This is a genomic window from Psychrobacter sp. 1Y4, from assembly GCF_051847555.1.
On the sequence record NZ_JBPYDE010000897.1, the window covers coordinates 1 to 578 of the forward strand.

Annotated in this window: 1 protein-coding gene; it reads left to right on the forward strand. The window is 43.3% G+C overall.

The window, feature by feature from the left end; all coding sequences use genetic code 11:
• Positions 1-147 precede the first annotated feature (147 nt).
• The coding region (locus ACS8FC_RS19470) for a GNAT family N-acetyltransferase (protein WP_439298000.1) at positions 148-578 on the forward strand (431 nt) is incomplete at its 3' end.

A 578-nucleotide genomic window follows, 5' to 3' on the forward strand; every position in this document is an offset into this window, starting at 1 on the left:
CACTAACATCCTATAGTCTACGGATAATGCAAGTATGAATGACGCTCTAGGAATTTCATGGTTCGTACTCACATCTATTATCAGTAATGACGATTTTTTACTCTCATCATGAATACCAATAATAATGCCAATCAATATGGAGACTCTATGTCCGATGTTGCCTTAAATGTCATAGCAACTGACCTGTCGACACATCAGCCGACCCAGCAGTTTATGGTGCAACGTGCCAGTAAAGAAGACTTAGCAGAAGTCTTGGCGATTTATAATCAAAGTATTCCTGGCAAACAAGCAACGGCAAATTTGGCGTTAGTAACGGTTGAAGAACGTACGGCTTGGTTCGATGAGCATTTAGATAGTCCAACGAGGCCTATTTATGTGGTCAAAGCATTACCAGAAGGTGATGCCGATAGACAAAGTACAAAACTGCCGATTGTTGCATGGGGCAGCTTCAGTGATTTATATGCGCGTACCGCTTATCATATCAGCACTGAAATCAGCATCTATCTGCACCAAGACTATCAGAGTAAAGGGCTGGGCAGTCTGTTGACACGCTGGATGTTGACGCAAGCGCCCAGCTT